A 15,514-nucleotide genomic window follows, 5' to 3' on the forward strand; every position below is an offset into this window, starting at 1 on the left:
CGTCAAAGAAAACGACACTCATGCACTGAAACTTGACACCAGTGCACATTTCCACTTTGCTGAAGAAAACCGCCCTTCCAGAGAGGCAAAAGACCCATGTCCAGCGACCCGCTTCTTCAGCCGTTCCAGCTCAAGCATCTCACCTTGCGCAACCGGATCATCATCACCTCGCATGAGCCGGCCTATCCGGAAGACGGCATGCCCAAGGGCCGTTACCGGGCCTATCACGTGGAGCGGGCGAAGGCCGGGGTGGCCATGACGATGACCGCAGGCTCCGCCGCCGTGTCGCGCGACAGCCCGCCCGTGTTCAACAACATCCTCGCCTGGAAGGACGAGGTGGTGAAATGGACAAGGGAGCTGACGGACGCGGTGCATGAGCAGGGCGCGGCCATCATGATCCAGCTCACCCACCTTGGCCGCCGCACCCGCTGGGACAAGGGCGACTGGCTGCCCGTCGTCTCTCCCTCTCACGCACGCGAAGCCGCGCACCGGGCCTTCCCGAAGCAGCTGGAAGACTGGGATATCGAGCGGATCATCAAGGACTATGGCGATGCGGCCGAGCGCATGCAGGCCGGCGGCATGGATGGCATCGAGCTGGAAGCCTATGGCCATCTGATGGATCAGTTCTGGTCGCCGCTGACCAACACGCTGGACGGCCCTTATGGCGGCCCGCTCGACAACCGGCTGCGCTTTGCCTTCGACGTGCTGCGCGAGATCCGCAAGCGCACCGGGCCGGATTTCATCGTCGGCATCCGCTACACGGCCGATGAACGGCTCGACGGCGGGCTGACGCCGGAGGACGGGCTGGAAATCTCCCGCCGCCTGAAGGACAGCGGCCTTGTGGACTTCCTCAACGTGGTGCGCGGCCATATCGATACGGATGCGGGCCTGACGGACGTAATCCCCATTCAGGGCATGGCCAGCGCGCCGCATCTGGATTTTGCCGGCAGCATCCGGGCGGAGACGAAGCTGCCGACCTTCCATGCGGCGCGCATTCCCGATGTGGCCACCGCCCGCCATGCGGTGGCCAGCGGCAAGGTGGACCTCGTCGGCATGACCCGCGCCCACATGGCCGATCCGCATCTGGTGCGCAAGATCATCGCCGGGCAGGAAGAGCGCATCCGCCCCTGCACCGGCGCCAATTATTGCCTCGACCGGATCTATCAGGGCGGCCTTGCCTTCTGCATCCACAACGCCGCCACCGGGCGCGAGGAGACGATGCCGCATGACATCGCCCCTGCCGCGCGCCGCCGCAAGGTGGTGATCGTGGGCGCAGGCCCCGCCGGGCTGGAAGCCGCACGGGTGGCCGGTGAGCGCGGGCATGAGGTGACCGTGTTCGAGGCCGCCGCCCGGCCCGGCGGCCAGATCCGCCTGACCGCCCAGAGCGAACGGCGGCGGGAGATGCTGCCGGTCATCGATTGGCGCATGGCCGAATGCGAGCGGCTCGGCGTCTCCTTCCGCTTCAACACCTGGGCGGAAAGCGCCGATGTTCTGGCGGACAAGCCCGATGTGGTGATCATCGCCACCGGCGGCCTGCCGGATACGGAGGTTCTGAGTGCGGGCAACGATCTGGTGGTTTCCGCCTGGGACATTCTCTCCGGCGATGTGAAGCCCGGACGGCAGGTGCTGGTCTATGACGATGCAGGCGACCACACCGGCCTGCAGGCCGCGGAACTGATCGCAAAGAGCGGCTCCAGCGTCGAGATCATGACCCCCGACCGCAGCTTTGCGCCGGAGGTGATGGCCATGAACCTGGTGCCCTACATGCGCAGCCTGCAGACGCTGGACACGCGCTTCACCGTGACATGGCGGCTGCAGGCGGTGGAACGGCAGGGCAACCTGCTCACCGCCCATCTGGGCAGCGATTACGGCGGAGCCAGTGAGACGCGGTCGGTGGATCAGGTGGTCATCAACCACGGCACCCTGCCGCTGGCCGATCTCTATTTCGAGCTGAAGCCGCTGTCGTCGAACCTCGGAGAAGTGTCGCACGAGGCGCTGATCGGGGGCCAGCCGCAGGAGATCTGCCGCAACCCCGGCGGCACCTTCCAGCTCTTCCGCATCGGCGACGCCGTCGCCTCCCGCAACACCCACGCCGCGATCTATGATGCGCTGCGGCTGGTGAAGGACATGTGAGGGGTGGGGATAGACTTCAGGGTGGATGGGGAGGTGATGGCAGCCGTTGTTTCAATGGCACGGCCTATCTGTTCCCCTCCCCCTTGAGGGCAGGGGAGCTTAGAGGCCCTGCCCAGTCACCCAGATTACAGCCGTCCCAAAACCCTGAACCTCGTCCAGCACGATCAGTGCACCCAGCAGCCGCCAAACCCGAGAGCCAGCCGATGACCGAAACCCTTTCCCGCCCCGACCGTTTCCGCCTGTCGCCCCGCTTCACTCCAGCCGCGCGCTGAAGGCCGGGCGGGGGACGGGGCCGGTGACGGCGGGCCAGAAGGCGCAGGTGAAACAGGCCCAGCCGAGGACCCAGGCGAGCGCGGCCGCCTTCACCGCCCCGTCCAACGCGATGCCCGCAGCCAGAACCCGCAGCAGCGCCGAGATCTGGACCAGCATCAGGGCGGCGGTCATCAGCGGTGTCATGATCAACTGCCGGTCATGCCGCCGCATCGCCGGGCGCAGCATCACCGCCATCATCATGCCGCCCATGGCGCCCATCGTCAGGGCATGGCGGGCGGAGACCGGATCAATCAGCTCCGGCCGCCAGATGGCCAGAGCCTGAAGCAGGAAGGCGGCCGGGAGCCAGCCATAGGCAATGTGCAGCCACAAGAGCGCCGGATAGCCGAGAGTTCTGAAGGTCTTCCAGGACGGCAGGCGCACAAGAACGAGCCCCGCAGCGGCGAGCCACAGGCAGCCAGACGCCGCCAGCCAGCCGGACCATTCGAGCAGGCTTGCAGCGGCGATGACGGGAAGCAGGGGAACCGGGGCGAGGAGCTGAGGCGGGGCAGCGGCGGATATCCGCGCCAGCCAGACGCCCGTGAAGGCAGGCACCGCTCTGCCGCCCACATGGGCGAGCAGCAGGGTGAAGGGCAGCAGCAGGGCGGCGGCAGGCACATGGCCGAAGCCGGACAGGCCTGCACCTGCCGCAGCCGCCAGCATCAGCCCCGCCGCAATCCAGCCCCGGCCCGCCACTCCGGCACGGGCCAGCGTTCCGGCACGGGCCAGCGGCACCGCCAGAGCCATGGCCACGAACAGAAAGTAAAGCGCATTGGCAAGGCCCGTGATGCTGCCGCCTGCGGGCAGCACGGCCATCAGCTCCAGGCCCGCCGCCCCCCGCGCCAGACACCACAGGACCACGGCCCCCGCTGTCACGCGGGACGGGGCAAGCTGCCCCTGTGTCCAGGCGGGCAGGGACGTCAGCAGATAGCCGCCCGCCGCTGCCCCTGCCATGCCCAGAAGAAGCTCTCGCGCATGCCAGATCCCGCGCTCCGGCACCCATCCGGCCGGAAGCAGCCAGACCAGCGGCACGAGCGCCGCCCAGAGACCCGCCAGCAGAAACAGCGGCTGGCACGGCAACAGGCGGCCAGTTGCGGGCGTGAGTTCGGGAGAAGGCGGCGCAACGTCACGGGACATGCGCCGGACATTAGCGGCGCCTGCGCCTGCCGAGTTTGTGCCCGCACAAAGAAGCAGCGCCCCCGCCCTGTCAGGATCCGGCTGATCCTGCAAGACAATGCCCGGAGGCCCGCATGACCGTTCCGCAGTTCGAGACCATCCCCGCCATCGATGTCTGCGGCCTGCCCTGCGTCATCCGCCGTGCGCTTGTGTGCGAGACGTTTGATGCCCTCTTGCCCGGAAGCTCTTTCGAGCTTGTCAACGACCGCGACCCCTCGCCCCTCAAGGCGCAATTCGCCCAGCGGTCCGTTGCGGGCTTCACCTGGGACACTCTGGAAAGCGGCCCGCAGATCTGGCGGGTGCGGATCGGCAGGCCATGACCTATCAGATCATTCCCCCCATAACGGGAAAACCAATAGCTGCAAGGCCATCCCGGCCGCTGGGCCTGCCCGCCGCAAACGGCGACCGCGTCATTCCGCAGGCGGTGAAGGGCAAGTTCCGCACGCTGAAATGGCGGCTGCTGGTCTTGTGCCTTGCGGTCTATTACGTGCTGCCCTTCCTGCGCTGGGGCCGCGGGGCCGGCCAGCCGGATCAGGCGGTTCTGTTTGATCTCGCCAATGTGCGCTTCTACGTCTTCTTCATCGAGATCCGGGCGCAGGAGCTTTATTACCTCACCGGCCTTCTGGTGCTGGCAACTCTCGTTCTGGTGCTGATGAATGCGCTGGCCGGGCGCGTCTGGTGCGGTTTCTTCTGCCCGCAGACCATCTGGACGGATCTCTTCCTGCTGGTGGAGCGCAGGTTCGAGGGTGACCGCCGCCAGCAGATGCAGGCGCTGAAGCAGCCGCTCACCCTTTCGAAGCTTTGGCGCAAGACGGCCAAGCATGTGGTCTGGCTGGGCATTGCGGCGGCCACGGGCGGCGCCTTCGTGCTCTATTTCGCCGATGCCCCGACCCTGCTGCGCAGTCTTGCTTCGGGCGAAGCACCGCTGCTGGCCTACAGCATGGTGCTGACGCTCACCTTCACCACCTATGCGCTGGCGGGCCTTGCGCGGGAAAAGGTCTGCACCTTCATGTGCCCCTGGCCGCGCCTGCAAGGGGCGATCTGGGATGCGCAGGCGCTGACCGTGAACTACCGCCCGCAGCGGGGCGAACCGCGCATGTCGGCCAAGAAGGCCGTGATCGCACGGGAGATGGGCCTTCCGGCGGGCGATTGCGTTGACTGCAATGCCTGCGTTGCCGTCTGCCCCATGGGCATCGACATCCGCCAGGGGCCGAGCATTGCCTGCATCAATTGCGGCCTGTGCGTGGATGCCTGCGACAGCACCATGTTCCGGCTCGACCGGCTGCGCGGGCTGATCGACTACGAGAGCTGGACCAATATCGAGCGGGAGATGCAGGGCAAGCCACGCCAGCCCGTGCGCCTGCTGCGGCCCAAGGTGCTGGCCATTGCGCTGGCCGCGCTGGCACTGGCCGCCGGTATGGCCATCCACCTGTCGGGCCGTGCGACGCTGGCCCTTGCCGTCATCCACGAGCGCACCCCCGCCGCCGTGCAGCTCGGCGATGGCCAGATCCGCAATGCCTATGAGGTGCGGATCACCAACACCGCGGGCGAGGCGTCGCTGATCCGCCTGTCGGCCACGGGCGCCGCCCCGCTCACCCTCGCCTCCCCCGGACTTGAGCCGGATGAGGACGGCAGCCTTGCGGTGGATCTTGCCGCCGATGGCAGCCGCAAGCTGCGGGTGACGCTGACAGGCAGCCGTAAACTCGCCGGAGACATCCGCTTCACCCTGCAAAACCCGGCCAACGGCGGGGAAGCCGCAACCCAGAGCCGGTTCTTCCTGCCATGAGCTGGGTTTGCATTGGAGGCAGTGAGGCATTCGGACTGTGGCATGGCCTCTCCGCCCCCCTCTCCCTAGTGGGGCATTGTTCACAACGGACTTCCAGTCAGGCACCAGTTCCTCTCCCCCTTGAGGGGGAGATGCCCCCGGCAGGGGGCAGAGGGGGGTAATTGCCTGTCCGCTTGTAAGAGAGTTTCGGCCGTGTTGAAGCGCTGCCACCCCCCTCTGTCTGCTAACGCAGACATCTCCCCCTCAAGGGGGGAGAGGGGCGCTGCGGCAAAACGAAGGTTCATTCTTCCTCCGTGCGTCCAATGTAAACACTGCCCCTCAAGGGGGAGAGGAGCTGAAACGCCGTGCCGGGTAAACACCAACTGCCGCCGTGAGCGGGAACATGAAAGCCCATCCGATGCCCCACCCGTCAACAACAGCCCAGCCGGAGCAGGAAGATCTCGAAGGCCTGCCCGGCAATGTGCTGATGTGGATCTTCATCCTCGGCGATGTTGCGGTGTTTGCCCTGCTGCTGGGCGGCTTTGGTGTGGCCAAGCTGCTGAACCGGGAGGCCTTTCTCGCCGGGCAGGCGCAGCTTTCGGGCACTGCGGCGCTGATGGAGACCTTTGCGCTCATCCTCAGCGGCTGGCTGGCGGCCATTGCGGTGGAGCGCCAGCGCCTTGGCCGCAGCATCCGGCCTGCTCTCGCAGGGGCAATAGGGTTCGGCAGCCTGTTTCTGGTGTTCAAGGCGGGCGAATATGCGCAGAGCCTTGAAGCCTTCAGCTATGAGGAGAGTTTCGCGCAGATCTATTACCTGCTGACCGGCTTCCACGCCCTGCATGTCATCCTCGGGCTGGTGCTGCTGCTGGTGTCCTTCGCACGCTCACAGGCTCAGAACCTGCCGGATTTTGTCCGCTACTGGCATTTCACCGACATCGTGTGGCTGCTGATCTTCCCCACGGTCTATATCCTGAGGTGATGCGATGAAAGCCCTGCATATCAGCGCGGCCGCACTTCTGGTGCTGACCGCCCTGTCACTCCCCGCAAGCGCCCTGCCCGCCAGCCTCGCACCGCTGCTCTTCGCGCTCACCTTCGTCAAGGTCATGACCGTGCTGCTGGTCTTCGCCGAGCTGCGCCACGCCGGGCGCGGCTGGCAGGTGGGGCTGGGCGGCGGCTTCGCCCTCCTCCTCTGCCTCCTCCTCGCCCTGCATGTTCTGGCCGGTCGCGGGCTGTGAGGGCTGCCGGGGCCTCAGCCGCTCACCCTTGCCAGCTCGATTTCGCTGCGCAGCGCGCTGGTGAAGTAACGCCCGAGCCAGGATCTGGGCATGTTGCGCATGATGACGTTGCGCAGGTGGAAAGCAAACCGGCTCTGCGGAATGAAGACCGCCGCCATCTTGCGGCTGCGGGCCTGCAGGCGGGTGATCACGGGCCGCAGGCGGGCCTCGTGGCGGGCCAGCGCCGCCTCCACCGAAGCTGAGCCCATCAGCGCTTCCGCCAGCATCTCCGCCGAAGCCAGCGCCATGCCGGCCCCCTGCCCCGAGACAAGCGTGAGGCAATGGGCTGCATCGCCCAGCAGCAGCACGCGCCCGTTGGACCAGCGCGGCAGATCGATCATGGTCAGGCTGTCGATGACCGGGCGCGCGCCGGAGACGCGCAGCTGATCCGTCAGATGACGGACCTTCGGATGGCTTTGCGCGCAGACTGTGGCAAGCAGGCCAGCCTTGTCCGTCTGCTGCTCCAGCCCCGGTGCCGCATCGCGCCAGACATGCATGGCCGCAAGGCGCCCATCGTTGAGGGAATAGTATTCCGCCAGATGGCCCGGCTCGGCATAGGAGACGAAATCGGTGTCGAACTCCTTCGGCGCCTCAAGATCATAGACGGCGAAGTAATAGCCGAGCGGCTGCAAACATATCCCATCGGGACCGAAAAGCTGGCGGCGCAGGGCGGAGCGGGCACCATCCGCACCGATCAGCAGGTCGCAGGCCAGCTCCTCACCAGTATCCAGCGTCACCGTGACCGAGGCCCCGTGATCGGCAAAGCCCGCAATCTGCCGCGAGAAGCGCAAGGTGGCGCTGGCCGGCAGCACATCCTGAAGCGCCTTGACGAGGGTGGTGCGGCGCACTGCCAGATAAGACAGGTCCTTGAGGAAATCCCGGTAGCGCAGGCGCAGGATCTCGCGGCCGCGGCTGTCGAGATAGACATTCTCGTTGATCTCGTAGGCTTCTGCCGCAAGGGCATCATGGATGCCCATCCGGCAGGCGGTTTCATAGCCCAGCCCGGACAGGCCGAGCATATAGCCATTGCCGCGCAGGTGCTCCGCCCGCTCGATGATCAGCGTGCGCCAGCCCGCCCGGTCCAGCCACCAGGCCGCCGCAAGACCGGCCACACCGGCCCCGGAAATGATCGCCAAGGGTCTGGTCATGAGGAGGACTTTCCGCTGATTACCCCTTCAAGACGGGCGAGAATGAAAGGAACCGGCAGCGCCAGGGCCGCAGCCAGGGCGAAAACCACCGGAAAACCGAATTGCCCGGCAAGCATGCCTCCGGAAAAACCGGCTACGGCACCGGTGAGCGCACTGGCCGACTGGACGAGCGAGAAATCCGCCCCCGGCTGATCCGGCGAGGCTAGGGCCATAAGACGCGAGTAACTGACCACAAAGCCTGCCGCCATCACCGCCATCTGCAGGACGAAAAGAGCGGAGAGCAGCGTGAGGCTGACCGGGCTCATGGCCGCAGCGAAGGCCAGAAGCCCGATGACAAGGATCTGCCCCAGCGCCACAAGCTGCATCGCACGGGGCGCGCCAAGCATCTGCACCGCAAGCCCGCCGCCCGTGGTGCCGGCCAGCCCGGCGGCAACGCTGCCGGCGCCGGTCAGGGTGCCCACAAGCTCAAGCGGCAGTCCCGCATCCACCAGATACGGCCCGGCCAGCACCTGCACGAAGCGGCCGCCTGCCTCGAAAGCCACGATCATGGCAAGGCCCGCCTGCATGTCCCGCCGCCGCAGGGCAGCCAGCAGGCCGCCCTTCACCCGCTGCCTTGCAGGAATGAACGGCTCGCGCAGCAGCACCAGCGGCACCGACATGAGCAGCACCAGCCCCGCCATCACGCCTGCGGCAGCGGTCCAGCCATATCTGGCGTAGATCCAGACGAAGAGGCTGCCGCCCAGCACCATGCCGAAATAGCCCCCGCCCACCTGCACCATGTTGCCCAGCCCCCTCCGGCCTTCGGGCACCCGTTCGATGAGAAAGCCGTCGCAGGCGGTGTCGATGGTGGCAGAGGCAAAGGCCATGATGGCCAGCAGCACCAGCATCACCGGCAAGCCATAGCCTGCGAACAGGCCAAGCCCGGCCACCGCCGCTGCCGCAACCAGCTGACCGGCCAGCACCGTAACGCCAGTCCTGCGGCCCCCGTCGGCGCGGATGCGCCAGCGTTCGACCGGCACGGCCCAGAGGAACTTGAAGGCCCAGATGAGCATGATCAGCGACAGGAGGCCGATGTGCTCCATCGCCATGCCGGAAGCCCTGAGGGCTGCCGGAAGACCCAGAAAGGTCAGGCCGCCAATCGTGCTCTGGGCCGTATAGATGCCCCCTGCCGCCACGAGCACGCGCGGCAGGGAGAGAGAGGATGCGGCCTGCATGGGATCAGAATTCCTTGCGGAAGGTCAGGCCGAAGGTTCTGCCCTTGCCGAGCGTCGCCAGTTCGGTGCCGCCGGAGCCGATGTAGCCGGAGGTTCTGAAGCTGGTGTCGGCAATGTTCTGCACATAGAGCCTGCCGCTGAACCCGTCCTCCCGGGCAAGGGCAAGGCTGGCATCAAACGTGGCAAAAGCCCCCTGCCCCGCAACATTGGCCTCGTCGAAATAGCTCTGCGAGAAACCATGTACGGCCCCGTTTGCCGTCAGCGCACCACCGAAGATGCTGCCGCTCAACAGGAAGGCCACGTTGAGATGACCGGAGAAATCGGGCGCATAGGGAATGCGGTTGCCGTCGTAGGATGTGCCGGTGTAGGGGTCGGTGAAGTCTGTGAACTGGGACTTTCCGAAAGCCGCATTGCCGGTCAGCGTCAGGCGGTTTGTGGCGCGCCATGTGCCTTCCAGTTCAATGCCGGTGCTTTCCGCCTCGCCCACGTTGCGGATAAACTGCTGGCCGATCTGCCCGACATAGATCTGCTTGTCGGACGAGCGGATATGATAGACGGACGCGGCCAGGCTGGCCCGGCCATCCAGCAGTTCGGAGCGGACGCCGGCTTCAAAGTTCCAGGCCGATTCCGGATTGTAGGATGCCGCATCGATGGTGGAGGAAATGCTGTGGTTGAAGCCGCCCGGCTTGTAGCCGCGCGAGACAACGGCAAAGCCGCGAATATCGGGGGTGAACTGGTAGCCAAGCGCCAGCTTCGGCTGCACACTGGAGAAACTGGCCTTGCGGGTGAAATCAAAGCCCATGCCGGTGCTGTAGCTGTCGGCGCGGAAGGCGTCGATTTCGGAGCGGTCATGGGTGGCGCGCAGGCCGCCGGTGATGTCGAGGCGGCTTGTGGCATGCCAGGTCAGCTCACCGAAGGCCGCAAAGCTGTCGCTGACCACGTTGTTCGTGGAAGCGCCGTACCAGGGTGAAATCGCATCCTTCCAGCCCATGAAATCATTGTGGCTGTACCAGAGCCCGCCAACGCCGCTGAACCGCTCGCCTTCGTAAGCCAGCCGGAGTTCCTGCGAGAACATTTCCTCCTCCTGCGGCCAGGAGTAGCGCGTGCCGGGGCCTGCGCTGAAGGCCCGGGCCACATCGCTCTTCTGATAGCTGGAGACGCTGCTGAGGGTGACGTCCCCCAGACGGTAGTTGCCCTGCGCCGACAGGGTGGTGACATCCCGGGTCAGCAGCGGCACCGGTCCGTACAGCGCACTTTCATAGGTACGGGAATTGACGCCGCCGGGGAAGGCATACAGTTCCTCATGGGAGCGCAGCTTCTGCTTGGCAAAGGAAATCAGCCCGTCGAAATCGCCGCCTTCGGGCGCATAGCGCAAGGTGGCGCTGCCACCGCCTTCACCGGCAATGTTCACATTGTCCTTGCCGGTGGTGGCGTTATCGATGTCACCGGAAAAGTAGCTGTAATTGGCCGCGAAATCGAGGAACAGCGAACCGGGGATGACCGCAATCGTGCCGCCGGCCTGCGTGCCGGGCTCGTTGGGGGAAATGTTGCCCTGAATGTAGTAGCGGTTCTTGTCCGGCCTGCGGGTGATGATGTTGATGACGCCGCCATAGGCATTGGCGCCATAGAGCGTGCCCTGCGGGCCGCGCAGAAGCTCCACCCGCTCCACATCCCCCAAAGGCTGGGCGAAGACCGACGGCAGCTGCGGCACGCCGTCGATATAGACCTGAACAGTCGGGTTGAAGTAATCCGGCGAGGACATGCCGCGCACGGTGACGTTGGAATAGACCCGGTTGCCGCGCATGCCGGTGGAAACGCCCGGGAACACCTTTTGCAGGTCTTCAACCGTGGCAATGCCTTGGGCCGCAAGCTCTTCACCGCTGACCGCCGTGACGGACATGTCGGCCTTGCCGAGTTCCTGCTCCCGCTTTGATGCGGTAATCGTGATCCGTTCCAGCTCAGTGGCCAGCTCAGTGGCTGTTGCAGCCTCCTGTGCCAGACTTCCATCCAGCGAAAGCGCCAGTGCCTGCAAACACACAGTCCCCATGAGAGCCAATTTTTGGCAACGCGGCATCTTGATCCCCTCGACCCGTCCAACTAAAACATGAGCTACCTATTCCACTTTTAAGGCGCCGGGCTAACGTTTTCCGGACCGGCTTTGACGGAATCGGGACTTTTGCCAAGGCGGCGGGATGCAGACGCATCGCGCCTTGAAACTGCTCAGGGGCAGGATGGACGGCACAGCAGCCATGACGCGACAGGACGGCAGCGCCCCGGCAACGGACGCAGGAGACTGGAGGAAGACTGTAGATACCGAGATTGACCTTCTCGGCTGGCGGGAAGCCACGCGGGTGGAACAGGCCGGAGATGACGTGACGGTCTACATGATCGACGTGGTGCCGCCGCGGGATCTCGTCTTCCACCCTGAAGGGCCTGCCACCTTTTCCCTCTCGGTATTTCTGGATGGCGCAGGCACCCTGTCCGTGGACGGGGCAAGGCCGCTTGCCATCGAGCCGGGGACGGCCGTCTTCTTTGCCTGCGACCGGGTCACGCGCGGCGAGAACCATGTGCTGGGCGGACGGCGGCTGCAGATCGCCGACATCCGCGTGGAAAAACCCTTGCTGGAAAAGCTGGGCGGCATTTCCCTTGCCCGTCTGGGCGGCGCGGTCATCACCGATCACAGCCTGCCGGATGAAGACGTCTTCCTGATCGGTTTCAAGGCCCCGCCGGAGCTTCAGGCGGCCGCCGCCGCCCTGATCAACTGCCGCTACCCGGAAGGACAGCTCCGGCAGGTGCATCTCTACAGCAAGGCCATCGAGGCGCTGAGCATCGGCCTGGGCGCACTGGCCCGGCAGCAGGCCGGAGACCGGCCCGTCAGGCCCCTGAACACTGACGAAAAGCGGCGGCTGGAGAGGGCCATCTCGCTGATTGAAACACAGTACAGCGAAGACTGGACCATCCCCCGGCTGGCGCGCGAGGCCGGGCTCAACGAACGCCGGCTGAAGGAAGCCTTCCGCATTGCCATCGGCACATCTGTGCATGCGTTCCTGCGCCGCATCCGGCTGGACGCAGCAGCGGCACTGCTGGCCTCGGGGGCCAGCGTCACCGACGCCGCCTTTGCCACCGGCTTTGAAAGCCTCAGCCATTTCAGCAAGGTGTTCCGCGAGGAAAAGGGCGTCCTGCCCAGCCGCTATACGGGGCGGTGAGCCTCACATCTCCTTCGGATCAAGGCAGAAGAGCGCATCCGCGATGCCCGCAGCGGGCGGGGCGGCATCAAGATGGGGCAGCAGGACTTGCGTGCCGGTGATGCCAAGGTCCGCCAGCTGGGCGGGGGTGCCGTGGCCGAACTCCAGATGGCCGCGCCCGATGATGCCGATCACCAGCGGCGGTTCCGGCTGGTTGCGGAGGGCGGCGATGCGGCAGGCGAAGGATCTGTCCCACACCTGCTGGGCGCGGACGAAGCGGTCGAAGGCCGGATCATCGGGGCCCGCCGCCTTGCGGTTGGGCGCGCCGCCGCCGGTGATCGAAAACAGATACTGCCGGTAGGCCGGGGTGGCGGGCACGGCGGGGGTGAGCCCGTCGCGGTTCTCTTCCGCGATGGCCTCCCAGCCCTCCTTGCCCACCTCGCTGACCAGCGCGCGGCGGCAGTTGAGCCCGTGCATGGGAATGGCGAACTGGCGGCAGAAGCGGAACAGCGGCAGGTACAGCTCAGCCGGAAAGCCCCAGACTGTGCCCCATTCCGCCTTTTCCAGAAACTCCGCCTCGCTCAGCTCCCCGGCCACCCAGCGGGCCAGAACCGGATCGAGCCTTGCGGGAAACATCTCGAAGCCCATCACAATATCAGGCCGCAGCGCCAGAAGCCCGGCGGCCACATGCAATTGCCAGCGGTGCTGGGCGGCCTTGTCGTGCTGCTCGCCCAGAAGGACGGCGGGCGCTGAGGCCGCACGGCGCAGCACCTCCTGATGGCTGACGTGCACCGCGCCCTCAGGCCCGCCTTCTGGCCCATCCGCTGGCGCCAGCCAGATGCCGGGACGGACGGGGGAGGAGTGCCCGCTCATGCGGCGGCTGCCGGGTGGCGGATGGCGAGCGCACCTGCTTCGCCGCCTGCGCCAAGCGCATGCTGCCAGCCGTCCGCCTCTCTCCAGCCGCTGACGCTGCCAGCCTGCAGATGCAGGTGGAAGTGGCTGGTGATGATGTTGAAATAGCCGCTCATCGGGCGGATGGTCTCCACCGGGCCGGTCCATTTCTGGCTGATGGCCGGGGTCTCGAAGCGGATCGCCGCCTCACCCTTGCCCGTCAGCCCCTCCAGAAAGACACCGCCTGCATCGCCTTCTTCTGCCGCTTCCGGCCCCGCCGGTGTGCCGGGATGTTCCGGGCGCAAGGACGGCAGGCGCGGGAAGGCGGCAAGCGCGGCGGCAAAGGGCGCTTCGCCTTCCATGCCGGTCACCGAGAACAGCACATCGCCGTCAGAGCCCAGAAAATCAAGGCGCGGATAGACCTTGTCCTTCATCACGGAAGACGTGTCGAAATCCACCGCCTTGACCAGCGGAAGGCGGATCTCGCTGTCATGGCAGGCGCCTTCGATGCGCAGCAGATCCCTTTCGCGCACCACCCGCTCCACCGGCCCGATCCGCTCGTGCAGGCTGCCGCCAGACCGCACGATCACCATCAGCCGGTCCATCTCCGGCAGCAGTGCCAGAACGGCGGCGGGTGCCGCATCAAGGCGGTGGCGTTTGATCTCTTCACTCATGCAAGGGCTCCTGTGGCGGATAGTTCAGGCTCCGGGCGGGTATCAGCGTCCGGGGCAGTCAGATGCAGGGTCACGTAATCCCCCAGCGCTTCGGGCGGACGGTGGGCAGCACAGATGATCGTGGCACCGGGCAGCGCCGCCCGCAGCCGGGCCAGCAGATCCACCTCGCTGCGCGCGTCGAGCGCGCTGGTCGCCTCATCCAGAATGAGCACGGCAGGCCGGTGGATGAAGACCCGCGCCAGGGCAAGGCGCTGGCGCTCGCCCATGGACAGGCCCGCAAAGCCTTCCGCCCCCGGCAGATCCAGCGCGGCAAGCTTGTGGCCGAGACCCACCTCTCTCAGTGCCGCCTCGATGGCCTCGCGGCCCACCTCCTCCGGCTCCAGCGGATAGCTGGCGGCATGGGCAAGGCCCTCGGGGAAGACGCGCGGGGCCTGCGGCAGCACAAGGCGCGGCCCATCGGGCATGGAAATGCGGCCCTCGCCAAAGGGCCAGAGGCCGGAAAGCGCCGCCAGCAGCGTGCTTTTGCCCACCCCCGATGGCCCGGCCACCCAGAGGCACTGGCCGGGGCGCAGCGCCACATCGGGAACCGGCGCCAGCCGCATGCCCTGCGGGGTGGAGAGCGCCACACCGCGCAGCGCCAGGCCGCCGCCGGGGGCAGGCCCGCGTGTGACCGCCTGCGGCACGCCCTCCGGCGTCTGCGGATGGCGCGCCAGCGCCAGCAGGCCATCCAGACGCTCCGACACGGCGACGAATTCCGCCAGATCCCGGTAGGAAAAGATGAACCAGCTGAGGGAAGTCGAGGTGTTGACGAAGCTCTGCGCCAGCTGCATCAGCCCGCCGAGGGTCAGGTTTCCTGCAAAATAGGCTGGAAGAGCCAGAAAGGTAGGAATACGGAAGACGGTCTGCCTGTAGGGCTGAACGAACAGGCCGAGGATGACTTCGGCGCGGATGAGCCGGTGCCAGTTGCGGCGGATTTCACCGAACCTGCGCTCAAGGCGGCGGCGTTCGGCTTCTTCGCCGGAGGACTGGGCGATTTCATCGGTGCCTTCGCGCAGCTGCACCAGCGCATGGCGGAAATCCGCCTCGCGCCGCTCCTGCTGGAACACCAGCCCCTTCACCGGACGGCCCAGCAGGTGGGTCATCAGGCTCGACACCGCCACATAGAGGAAGGCGGCCCAGACCATGTAACGCGCGATCTCCACATCAACACCGAAGAGGGTGAAGCTGAGCGGAACAGCCGAGAGCGACCAGAGCACCGCCACATAGGAGACGAGCGCCACCACATTGGAGATCACGTCCAGCGTTTCGATGAGCAGCCGCTCGATGAACTTGCGGCAGTCTTCGGCAATGCGCTGATCCGGATTGTCCACCGGCTGCGCCGAAAAACCGGGGCGCAGATGCCAGTAGGCCTTGTTGGCGAGCCAGGCCTCCAGCACGCAAGCCGTCAGCCGCTCGCGCAGGCGCATCTGCAGCCGCTTGCGCAGCCAGTCGCCGGTGATGAAGCAGGCGGCGGAGGCGGCTGTCAGCAGGGCAAAATGGCCGACCTGAAGCAGCGCCTCCGCTGCATCCCGCTGTTCCAGCGCGTCATAGAAGACCTTGAACCAGTTGATCAGCTGCACCGACACCCAGACGGCGGCAAATTGCAGGCCGAGAACCACAGCATAAAGGACAAGCGCCACCGGCGCGCCGGGGCCCGACGCGGCAAGCCGCGTCAGGCGGAAGATACGGGCAAGAACTGTGCGCAT

At 66.2% G+C, this 15,514-nt stretch carries 13 protein-coding genes; 6 read left to right on the forward strand and 7 right to left on the reverse strand.

Features of this window, described 5'->3' with window-relative positions; genetic code table 11:
- Nucleotides 1–96: 96 nt before the first annotated feature.
- Nucleotides 97–2,133, forward strand: coding sequence for an NADH:flavin oxidoreductase (locus H163_RS0115120; RefSeq protein ID WP_019965440.1), 2,037 nt, complete (start codon nt 97–99; stop codon nt 2,131–2,133).
- A gap of 252 nt (nt 2,134–2,385) precedes the next feature.
- Here the strand turns inward: H163_RS0115120 and H163_RS22960 are convergent, their stop codons facing one another.
- Complete coding sequence (locus tag H163_RS22960; protein WP_051105405.1) at nt 2,386–3,579, reverse strand: NnrS family protein; 1,194 nt, start codon at nt 3,577–3,579, stop codon at nt 2,386–2,388.
- A gap of 113 nt (nt 3,580–3,692) precedes the next feature.
- On the opposite strand from H163_RS22960, the gene H163_RS0115130 reads away from it, so the two are divergent.
- From H163_RS0115130 to H163_RS0115145, 4 genes are all read left to right on the forward strand, one after another.
- Complete coding sequence (locus tag H163_RS0115130) at nt 3,693–3,938, forward strand: DUF2249 domain-containing protein (RefSeq protein ID WP_019965442.1); 246 nt, start codon at nt 3,693–3,695, stop codon at nt 3,936–3,938.
- A complete protein-coding gene (ccoG, locus tag H163_RS0115135; RefSeq protein ID WP_019965443.1) occupies nt 3,935–5,404 on the forward strand; it encodes a cytochrome c oxidase accessory protein CcoG in 1,470 nt (489 codons plus the stop codon). Before H163_RS0115130 ends, ccoG begins: the two co-directional genes overlap by 4 nt.
- 382 nt (nt 5,405–5,786) lie before the next feature.
- Nucleotides 5,787–6,362, forward strand: coding sequence for a cytochrome c oxidase subunit 3 (locus H163_RS0115140; protein ID WP_081626037.1), 576 nt, complete (start codon nt 5,787–5,789; stop codon nt 6,360–6,362).
- Nucleotides 6,363–6,366: 4 nt separating this feature from the next.
- Nucleotides 6,367–6,618, forward strand: coding sequence for a cytochrome C oxidase subunit IV family protein (locus H163_RS0115145; RefSeq protein WP_019965445.1), 252 nt, complete (start codon nt 6,367–6,369; stop codon nt 6,616–6,618).
- Between the two features lie 14 nt (nt 6,619–6,632).
- Here H163_RS0115145 and H163_RS0115150 read toward each other — a convergent pair whose 3' ends face one another.
- From H163_RS0115150 to H163_RS0115160, 3 genes are read right to left on the reverse strand one after another with little or no spacing between them, the layout of a single operon-like run.
- A complete protein-coding gene (locus H163_RS0115150) occupies nt 6,633–7,805 on the reverse strand; it encodes an FAD-dependent monooxygenase (RefSeq protein ID WP_019965446.1) in 1,173 nt (390 codons plus the stop codon).
- A complete protein-coding gene (locus H163_RS0115155; protein ID WP_019965447.1) occupies nt 7,802–9,019 on the reverse strand; it encodes an MFS transporter in 1,218 nt (405 codons plus the stop codon). Before H163_RS0115155 ends, H163_RS0115150 begins: the two co-directional genes overlap by 4 nt.
- A gap of 4 nt (nt 9,020–9,023) precedes the next feature.
- On the reverse strand, nt 9,024–11,066 hold the full coding sequence (locus H163_RS0115160; protein WP_115336656.1) for a TonB-dependent receptor: 2,043 nt from the start codon (nt 11,064–11,066) through the stop codon (nt 9,024–9,026).
- A gap of 202 nt (nt 11,067–11,268) precedes the next feature.
- On the opposite strand from H163_RS0115160, the gene H163_RS0115165 reads away from it, so the two are divergent.
- Nucleotides 11,269–12,225, forward strand: a complete 957-nt coding sequence (locus H163_RS0115165) for a helix-turn-helix transcriptional regulator (RefSeq protein WP_051105408.1) — start codon at nt 11,269–11,271, stop codon at nt 12,223–12,225.
- A 3-nt stretch (nt 12,226–12,228) separates the two neighbouring features.
- On the opposite strand, the gene H163_RS0115170 is transcribed toward H163_RS0115165, so the two are convergent.
- From H163_RS0115170 to H163_RS0115180, 3 genes are read right to left on the reverse strand one after another with little or no spacing between them, the layout of a single operon-like run.
- Nucleotides 12,229–13,077, reverse strand: a complete 849-nt coding sequence (locus tag H163_RS0115170; protein ID WP_019965450.1) for a ChaN family lipoprotein — start codon at nt 13,075–13,077, stop codon at nt 12,229–12,231.
- The gene (locus H163_RS0115175) at nt 13,074–13,769 is read right to left on the reverse strand and encodes a hypothetical protein (protein ID WP_019965451.1); all 696 of its coding nucleotides are present in this window, start codon (nt 13,767–13,769) and stop codon (nt 13,074–13,076) included. The genes H163_RS0115170 and H163_RS0115175 overlap by 4 nt, the downstream gene beginning before the upstream one ends.
- Entirely contained in the window at nt 13,766–15,514 is a 1,749-nt protein-coding gene (locus tag H163_RS0115180) for an ABC transporter ATP-binding protein/permease (RefSeq protein WP_019965452.1), read from the reverse strand. Before H163_RS0115180 ends, H163_RS0115175 begins: the two co-directional genes overlap by 4 nt.

It is taken from the genome of Pannonibacter phragmitetus DSM 14782, assembly GCF_000382365.1.
GTDB classification, from domain to species: Bacteria; Pseudomonadota; Alphaproteobacteria; order Rhizobiales; family Stappiaceae; genus Pannonibacter; species Pannonibacter phragmitetus.

Bases quoted from the DNA above. Each gene is read 5' to 3' on its own strand.
- H163_RS0115160 (WP_115336656.1), bottom strand. From the start codon at position 11,066: ATGGGGACTGTGTGTTTGCAGGCACTGGCGCTTTCGCTGGATGGAAGT.
- H163_RS0115120 (WP_019965440.1), top strand. From the start codon at position 97: ATGTCCAGCGACCCGCTTCTTCAGCCGTTCCAGCTCAAGCATCTCACC.
- H163_RS0115145 (WP_019965445.1), top strand. From the start codon at position 6,367: ATGAAAGCCCTGCATATCAGCGCGGCCGCACTTCTGGTGCTGACCGCC.
- H163_RS0115140 (WP_081626037.1), top strand. From the start codon at position 5,787: ATGAAAGCCCATCCGATGCCCCACCCGTCAACAACAGCCCAGCCGGAG.
- H163_RS0115150 (WP_019965446.1), bottom strand. From the start codon at position 7,805: ATGACCAGACCCTTGGCGATCATTTCCGGGGCCGGTGTGGCCGGTCTT.
- H163_RS0115170 (WP_019965450.1), bottom strand. From the start codon at position 13,077: ATGAGCGGGCACTCCTCCCCCGTCCGTCCCGGCATCTGGCTGGCGCCA.
- H163_RS0115180 (WP_019965452.1), bottom strand. From the start codon at position 15,514: ATGCGCACAGTTCTTGCCCGTATCTTCCGCCTGACGCGGCTTGCCGCG.
- H163_RS0115155 (WP_019965447.1), bottom strand. From the start codon at position 9,019: ATGCAGGCCGCATCCTCTCTCTCCCTGCCGCGCGTGCTCGTGGCGGCA.
- H163_RS0115165 (WP_051105408.1), top strand. From the start codon at position 11,269: ATGACGCGACAGGACGGCAGCGCCCCGGCAACGGACGCAGGAGACTGG.
- H163_RS0115175 (WP_019965451.1), bottom strand. From the start codon at position 13,769: ATGAGTGAAGAGATCAAACGCCACCGCCTTGATGCGGCACCCGCCGCC.
- ccoG (WP_019965443.1), top strand. From the start codon at position 3,935: ATGACCTATCAGATCATTCCCCCCATAACGGGAAAACCAATAGCTGCA.
- H163_RS0115130 (WP_019965442.1), top strand. From the start codon at position 3,693: ATGACCGTTCCGCAGTTCGAGACCATCCCCGCCATCGATGTCTGCGGC.
- H163_RS22960 (WP_051105405.1), bottom strand. From the start codon at position 3,579: ATGTCCCGTGACGTTGCGCCGCCTTCTCCCGAACTCACGCCCGCAACT.